This is a genomic window from Streptomyces sp. M2CJ-2 (assembly GCF_016757295.1).
In the GTDB taxonomy this organism is placed as follows: domain Bacteria; phylum Actinomycetota; class Actinomycetes; order Streptomycetales; family Streptomycetaceae; genus Streptomyces.
In genome coordinates this window covers 1-668 of sequence record NZ_JAESIF010000276.1, presented here as the reverse complement: position 1 = coordinate 668, position 668 = coordinate 1, and the positions used below count along the sequence as shown (strand labels likewise).

Below are 668 nucleotides of genomic sequence, written 5' to 3'. Positions count from 1 at the left end.
GCCGGCCCGCTCCCGCCCCGCCTCCGTCCGTTCCCTGGAGCGGTACGTCCGCCCCGGCGTCGACGCGGTCGCCGCCCACGGCGCCGCCTCCGGCCCGGCCGCCCGCCGGAGGGGCTGACCGCGGCCCCCTTCGGCCAGTCCTTGACGGACGCCCCACGAGCCGGGGCTCAGCACTGGGCGTCGCTGCGGGCGGTCGCCTTCAGCGGCTGCCGGCAGTGCCGGCACCGGCGCACGCCCGGGCCGGCGGGGTTTCGGCCTGCGATGCCCCCGCAAAGGGACTAGCGTGATCCACAGAGCAGTCGTGGTTCCGAAGTCGTTCGCCCGCGGTCACCTTGCCCGCGGGCGCATTGCTGTGCAGCCCGCTCCGGACCAGGCGATCACCTCCGGACCCGCAGCACCGTGCGGGCCCGAACCCCCCTCGAAGGAGACAGGCATGGCCAAGGGCACCGTGAAGTGGTTCAACGCGGAGAAGGGCTTCGGCTTCATCGCGCAGGAGGGCGGCGGCCCGGACGTCTTCGCCCACTACTCCAACATCACCGGGCAGGGCTACCGCGAACTGCAGGAGGGCCAGCACGTGGAGTTCGACCTCACCCAAGGCCAGAAGGGCCCCCAGGCGGAGAACATCCGCGTCGTCTGACCCCAGCGCCCGCACAGGCCCGGCACCCTCC

1 protein-coding gene is annotated in these 668 nt (G+C 74.0%); it reads left to right on the top strand.

What is annotated here, in order from left to right; genetic code table 11:
* Window positions 1-433: 433 nt before the first annotated feature.
* On the top strand, window positions 434-637 hold the full coding sequence (locus tag JL475_RS39275) for a cold-shock protein (RefSeq protein ID WP_202282969.1): 204 nt from the start codon (window positions 434-436) through the stop codon (window positions 635-637).
* Window positions 638-668 lie beyond the last annotated feature (31 nt).